The sequence below is a fragment of the Massilia sp. P2_C2 genome, assembly GCF_056404615.1.
The window spans coordinates 1-6121 of sequence record NZ_JBFUDR010000334.1 but is presented as its reverse complement, the minus strand read 5'-3'; the positions used below and the strand labels follow the sequence as shown (position 1 = coordinate 6121).

The following is a 6121-nucleotide window of genomic DNA, read 5'->3' as shown; positions in this document are numbered from 1 at the left end:
GTGAAATGGCCGGGGACAGGCACTGGACGCCGAACGAAATCGGCGCCGTAACACGCAACAGGCCGCTCGCTGCCGTGACAGTCTCCCGGGCGTCGGAATCTGCCTGCTTGAYTTGCTCGAGAATGCTGCGGCAACGCTCGTAGTACAGCCGTCCGACTTCGGTCAGTCTCTGGTGCCGCGTGGTACGGCTGAGCAAGCGTGCTCCCAATTCAGATTCCAGGGCGCGAATGTGGTTTCCCACCATACCCGCCGACATGCCGCTTGCGGCGGCGGCGGCGGCGAAGCCGCCTGTGTCGACGACCTGGACAAATACGGACATGCTCTTGAAGCGATCCATCTCGGGTCCTAGTGAAGCAAGCGCTGAGCAATCATCAAGTAGACGAATTTCATGTTCACAATCTTAACATAAAGAAACTTATCCGAGGTAGTTATGCATGGTGCATAGTCAGCCATCACCAGACCGGCGCTGATTCATCAATACGATTGCGATATGTAAACAGTAACAGCTACTTTATGCAGTACGGCATTCCCGAGATACTTGAATTGTTATTCATTCAAGAGGAGCTATCCATGCCAATTGCCATACTCGCCCTTTCCGTTGGCGCGTTTGCTATTTGTACAAGTGAATTCGTCATTATGGGACTGTTGCTCGACATCGCTCGGGACATGCACATTTCCATTTCCACCGCCGGCTTCCTGGTCACCGGCTATGCCATGGGGGTCGTGATCGGCGCTCCCCTGCTCACGCCTTTCCTGGCCCGACTGCCTCGCAAGCCCGTACTTGTGGGACTGATGGTCCTTTTCTCCGTCGGCAACGTTGCCTGCGCAATCGCGCCAAATTATGAGTTGTTGTTGCTCGCAAGGCTGGTCACCGCCTTGGCACAAGCGACATTCTTCGGCCTGGGGGCTGTCGTCGCTGCCGGTCTGGTCAGCGCCGATAAACAAGCCAGCGCCATCTCGACCATGTTCCTGGGCGCCACCGTGGCCAATGTGATCGGCGCGCCTCTCGGTACCATCCTCGGACAAGCCTATGGTTGGCGTTCGACTTTCTACGCAGTGACCGTGGTCGGCATGATCGGCGTAGTCACCCTCGTAGCACTCATTCCGACCATCGCGCGTGAACGGGGTCAGAATTTTGCCCGGGAACTGCGTTCGCTCCTGCAGCCCAGCACCCTGCGTGCACTGTTGATCACGGTACTCGGCTTCGGTGGTACGTTCACCGCCTTTACCTATATCGCGCCGATGCTGACCGAGGTCACGGGTATGAGCGCCAAGTTCGTCGGTCCGATGTTGTTGCTGTTCGGCCTCGGTATGACGGTCGGCAATCCGATCGGCGGCAAACTTGCCGACCGCGACCTGATGAGCGGCCTCCGCACGACGCTGTTCGGCCTGATTGCCGTCCTGGCGCTGATTGGCCTGTTCATGCACAGCACGGTCATGATGGTCATCCTCGTCTTCCTGTTCGGCGCAGTGATGTTCGCCACCATCGCACCGCTGCAGATGAATGTGATGACGTACGCAAAAGACGCCCCTGTACTCTCGTCGGCCTTCAATATCGCGGCCTTCAACCTGGGCAATGCAGCCGGGGCATGGGCCGGCGGCTGGGCCATCGATCAGGGCGTCAGCCTCGGTGGACTGCCTTGGGTGGCCGCGCTCATCAGCGTCACCGGCTTGCTGCTCTCGTTCACCGTGCGTTCGTCCAGGGCCCGCCCGGTCGCAAGCACCCTGTAACTGTCCCTACCCACTTCCGTCAACCCGTCGCCGCCTCTCAGGTCGGCGACGCGGGACGGTGCTGTCTGGAACCTGAACAAGGAGCTTTTGTTGTGACGACCATTTGCCGCTCGCACCGGTTACGGCATCTATGTGCCGGGGCGCTTTTTGCTTGCACTACCATTTTCGCCGCCGCGTCCGCTTCTGCCGCAGCTAACGTGGCGCCTGTCAAGAATATCGTATTGGTCCATGGCGCCTTCGTTGACGCATCGAGCTGGAACGACGTCATCGAGATTCTCCAGGACAAAGGCTACACGGTCTCCGCCGTACAAAACCCGTTGACGTCATTGCACGACGATGTGGTGGCGGTACGCCGGGTGCTGGAACAGCAGGACGGGCCGACGGTACTCGTCGGCTATTCGTGGGCCGGGATGCCGATCACGGAGGCCGGCGACGATCSGAAAGTGACGGCGCTGGTGTATGTCGCCGCACTGGCGCCAGACGTGGGCGAATCGGTGCGCGACCTGCAAAAACGCAGCGTTGCACAGGCCACCATGCCGGGGCTGCAGGCGGTCRTCGAAGACAAGCACGGCAACTACCTGATGGACCGCACCGGATACCGCCAGGCGCTGGCGCACGATACGCCCGAGCGCCGCACCCGTGTGCTGGCGGCGGCCCAGGTGCCGATGTCGATCGCCGCGTTCGAAGAAAAGGCCGACAACGCCGCCTGGCGGCGCAAGCCCTCCTGGTACGCGGTTTCCACCGACGACCAGATCGTCGCGCCCGACCTGCAGGAGTGGATGGCCAAGCGGATCGGCGCGCACATCGTGCGTATCGCCTCCGGTCACGCATCGATCCTGTCGCAACCGGCAACGGTGGCCGCAATGATCGAGGCGGCCGCCAGGTACAAGGCCGCCCAGAACGCCGTCCAATGAGCCGTTTTCCAGCGTCATCGTAGTACTTCATTCAACTTACTTACTGAAGGAACCATCATGAATCTGCAATTAGCGGGACTGAACGCCGTCGTGACCGGCGGTACGGCGGGAATCGGGCGCGCCATCGTCAGCAGCCTGGCCGACGAAGGCTGCAATGTCTGGTTCTGTTCGCGTTCGGCGGACCACGTGGCAAGCATGACCGAAGCGATGCGCGGCAAGCCCGGCCGGGTCAGCGGCAGCGTGGTCGACGTCACAGTGTCCGAGCAACTGACGAACTGGATCGCGGGCATTGAAGCCATTGATATCTTCATCCCCAACGTCAGCGCTATTTCGGCGGACTGGAAAGCGTCGATCGACACCGACCTGCTGCCGACGATCGCAGCGGTCGAGGCCGCCCTGCCGCGCCTGAGCCAGTCAAAGCACGGCGCCATCACGTATATCGGGTCGAAAGCGAGCTCGTTTGCCACGCCGGGCTTCGAATCTTACGGCAGCGTCAAGGCGGCCCTCACGCATTACATGAAGTCGCTCTCGCGTAGCCTGATCGACAAGCGCATCCGTGTGAACGTGGTCTCTCCCGGCGATACGTATTCGGAAGGTGGCTTCTGGAGCAATATCAAACGGAACTTGCCAGCGGTGTATGAGGCAACCGTCGCGGCGAACCCTCTCGGGCGCTTGTGCACGCCGGAGGAAATCGCCAACGTGGTCACTTTCGTATCGAGCCCGGCAGCCAGCTTCCTGGCCGGCTCGAACCTGCTGGTCGATGGCGCCGCCACCACCCACGTGCACGGTTGACCAGTCCCCGGACGATATATCGGCAGCGACTGGTGCGCTGCCGCTTCCGTCGTCCCTGTAGACGTCTATTGGAGCCAAATCATGCCTCGTAAGCAATCCAGTGCTTCGCACGACATCGGTAACGACGGCGCGCCTCAATGGAAACCCATGCCCGAAAGCCGCAACGCCCGCTGGCAGGAACCGCTGATGTGGAACTGGGATTCGTACCGGTATTTCATCGTTCTCGCCCGCGTAGGGATCATGCGCCGCGCCGCGGAAAGACTGATGGTCAGCGTTGCCACGCTCAGCCGCCACATCGAACAGCTCGAGACCGAACTCGGTGTATGCCTGTTTCAACGCCGCCCGCATGGCATATCGCTGACGCCGGTGGGCCGTCAGATCCTGCAGCACTGTGACGGCATCTGCAATGCCTTCAGCACGCTGGCCGACCACGTGCACGGCAATGACGCGACGTTGCTCCAGCATGTCAACCTGCGGATCGACTCGCTGCTCGCCCGTGCACTCCTGCCGGGGTTGCTGCCATTCGTCGGCGCGAACGTCGGCGTTTCCATCGACATCGCAGCGACGCGTCCGAGCGAATGGCAAACAGGCGACTTCGATATTGCGATCGGATTCACCCGGCCGGAATCGGGGCCCCTGCTGATCCGCAAGATCGCCGACCTGCGGATGTCAATGGCCGTCGGGCGCGCGCTCGACGAACGCCGCAAGTCCCACATGTTGACGCTGGATTTCGTCGACGGCTCCTGGCGCGGCAGCCTGGAAAAGCAGGGCGGCGTGACCGCTTTGCGCGAGTGTCATCTAGAAAATATTGTCGATCTGGTCATCCGTGGCCTGGGCAAGGCAATGCTGCCGGACTACGTCATCGAGAGCGAGCCGGCTTTGGAATGGTTCGATACGGGAGGGAGCGCTTCCCGCATCGTGCTGCCGATCTGGTTGGTGATCCGGGAAACGGCAGGCCGCTCGACCGCGGTCCGTACCGTGGCCGATTTGTGCAGCTCGGAAATCCGAGCGCGTTTTTCGGCGGAGCCATGCAAACCGATTGCCTATGCCACGCCGTCTCCACCGGCCGCGTGCGAGGAAACCTTATGAATACGTCCGAGAAAAAGACTGTCTMCCCCCATCCCGAACCCCAGCAGCCGGCRCGCCACGTCTGGCTGCGCGCCTGCCGCAGCTATGTGCCGGACAAACGCGTGAGCGTCGACGAAGCCGTCGCAGCAGGCTGGTACCAGCAGGAAGACCATGACAAGGACGGCTACTTGTCCATCGCCGTGGAAGACGATAAATGGCCGGCGGAGATGGCTCGCCTGGTGGGGCAGGACGCCCTGCGCCAGGCCGGCATCGGCGGCGACCAGGTTGGCTTCCTCTCCTACGCCTCCCTGCACCGGCACGGTCACGCGCGCTTCTGGCAACCGGCGGCTTACCTGCAAAGCGCGCTCGGCGCGCCCGGTGCGCTGGCGTTCTCGCTGCAGCACGGTTGCAACGGCCTGTTCGTGGYGGCGCGCCTGGCACTCGACTATTTGCAGCGTGGCGACGCACGCGATGCCTTGCTGATCGGATCGGACCGGTTCGGCACCTCGTCGATGGATCGCTGGTCCGGCGACTACGGCGTCGTCTATGGCGATGCGGCCGTCGCCCTGCTGCTGAGCGCCCGCCGCGGTTTCGCCCGCCTGCTGCATCTGGAAATCGAAAGCGTGCCCGCGCTCGAAGGCATGCATCGCCATGCCGCCGAGCATGTCGAGAGGGGGCGCGAGCCGGGGATCGAGTATGCGATCCGCGCCAGCAAGCGCGCGTTCATGGTCCGACACGGGCGTGACTTCTTTTTCGACGAGATCCGTCTCGCGCTGCTGCGCTTGCGCGCCGGCCTTCTCGAACGCTACGACCTGGCCGGCAATCCGGCCGACTGGCTGATCACGCCCTTTGTYGGCCGCAGCATCGTCGACTCCTTGTATGGCGCCGTATTCGCCGACCTGGCACGCAGCCACTGTGGCGAGTTCGGCCGTCAAGTCGGTCACACCGGCACCTCCGACCAGTTCCTGGGCTTGGCCGACCTGGTTCAAAGCGGTCGGCTGGCCCCCGGCCAGCGCGTATTGCTGATCGGCGCCGGGGCTGGCTTCAGCTGCAGCGCGATGCTCGTCGAGGCCGCTGCGGACCTTTCCCAAACCTGTTTTGAGAGCGAAGCATGAGCGATATTCTTGTAGTCGGCGCGGGCCCTGTGGGCATGGTGGCGGCCGCTTTTCTGCGGCGTGCCGGGGTGAAATGCGACATCGTTGATCCGAAGAGCGGCCCGGTGACGGAATCGCGCGCCCTCGGCATCCACGCACGCACCCTGGAATTCCTGGGTTCACTTGGACTGGCCGAGAAATTCATCCGCGCCGGGCGCGCGACGCGCTATATGCGTTTTCATAGGCCGGGGCGCGAACTGTTCAGCCTCGATTTCGACGTTCTGCGCGATATCACGGAATTTCCTTTCTACCTGATTCTGCCGCAGGCGCGCACCGAAACATTCCTGAACGAATACCTGACCGAGCACGGCGGCCAGCCGGAATGGGGTGTGCAGCTCGTCAACCTGAACCAGGATGCCGACGGCGTCCAGGTCACCCTGCGCGATGCCGCCGGGCGGGACAGCGTGCGCCGCTATCAGTATGTGTTGGGTGCGGACGGCGCCGGCAGCGTGGTGCGTTCCC

General features: G+C 62.5%; 7 protein-coding genes. 6 read left to right on the top strand and 1 reads right to left on the bottom strand.

The features are described 5' to 3' along the window. On the bottom strand, nucleotides 1-337 hold a 337-nt coding region (locus tag AC1DYX_RS26270), incomplete at its 3' end, for a LysR family transcriptional regulator (protein WP_477264354.1). A 176-nt stretch (nucleotides 338-513) separates the two neighbouring features. On the opposite strand from AC1DYX_RS26270, the gene AC1DYX_RS26265 reads away from it, so the two are divergent. The 6 genes from AC1DYX_RS26265 to AC1DYX_RS26240 form a co-directional block, all read left to right on the top strand. Continuing rightward, entirely contained in the window at nucleotides 514-1731 is a 1218-nt protein-coding gene (locus AC1DYX_RS26265; RefSeq protein ID WP_477264352.1) for an MFS transporter, read from the top strand. A gap of 197 nt (nucleotides 1732-1928) precedes the next feature. Then, entirely contained in the window at nucleotides 1929-2645 is a 717-nt protein-coding gene (locus AC1DYX_RS26260) for an alpha/beta hydrolase (protein ID WP_477264350.1), read from the top strand. A gap of 57 nt (nucleotides 2646-2702) precedes the next feature. After that, a complete protein-coding gene (locus AC1DYX_RS26255) occupies nucleotides 2703-3437 on the top strand; it encodes an SDR family NAD(P)-dependent oxidoreductase (RefSeq protein WP_477264348.1) in 735 nt (244 codons plus the stop codon). Nucleotides 3438-3518: 81 nt separating this feature from the next. Beyond that, complete coding sequence (locus AC1DYX_RS26250) at nucleotides 3519-4526, top strand: LysR family transcriptional regulator (protein ID WP_477264346.1); 1008 nt, start codon at nucleotides 3519-3521, stop codon at nucleotides 4524-4526. Beyond that, nucleotides 4523-5620, top strand: a complete 1098-nt coding sequence (locus AC1DYX_RS26245; protein ID WP_477264344.1) for a ketoacyl-ACP synthase III family protein — start codon at nucleotides 4523-4525, stop codon at nucleotides 5618-5620. The genes AC1DYX_RS26250 and AC1DYX_RS26245 overlap by 4 nt, the downstream gene beginning before the upstream one ends. Further along, nucleotides 5617-6121 (top strand): FAD-dependent oxidoreductase (locus AC1DYX_RS26240; protein ID WP_477264342.1); only part of this gene is annotated, 505 nt, incomplete at its 3' end. The genes AC1DYX_RS26245 and AC1DYX_RS26240, both read left to right, overlap by 4 nt.

Coding starts and splice junctions, on each gene's coding strand:
- AC1DYX_RS26265 (WP_477264352.1), top strand. CDS start 514: ATGCAGTACGGCATTCCCGAGATACTTGAATTGTTATTCATTCAAGAG.
- AC1DYX_RS26255 (WP_477264348.1), top strand. CDS start 2,703: ATGAATCTGCAATTAGCGGGACTGAACGCCGTCGTGACCGGCGGTACG.
- AC1DYX_RS26250 (WP_477264346.1), top strand. CDS start 3,519: ATGCCTCGTAAGCAATCCAGTGCTTCGCACGACATCGGTAACGACGGC.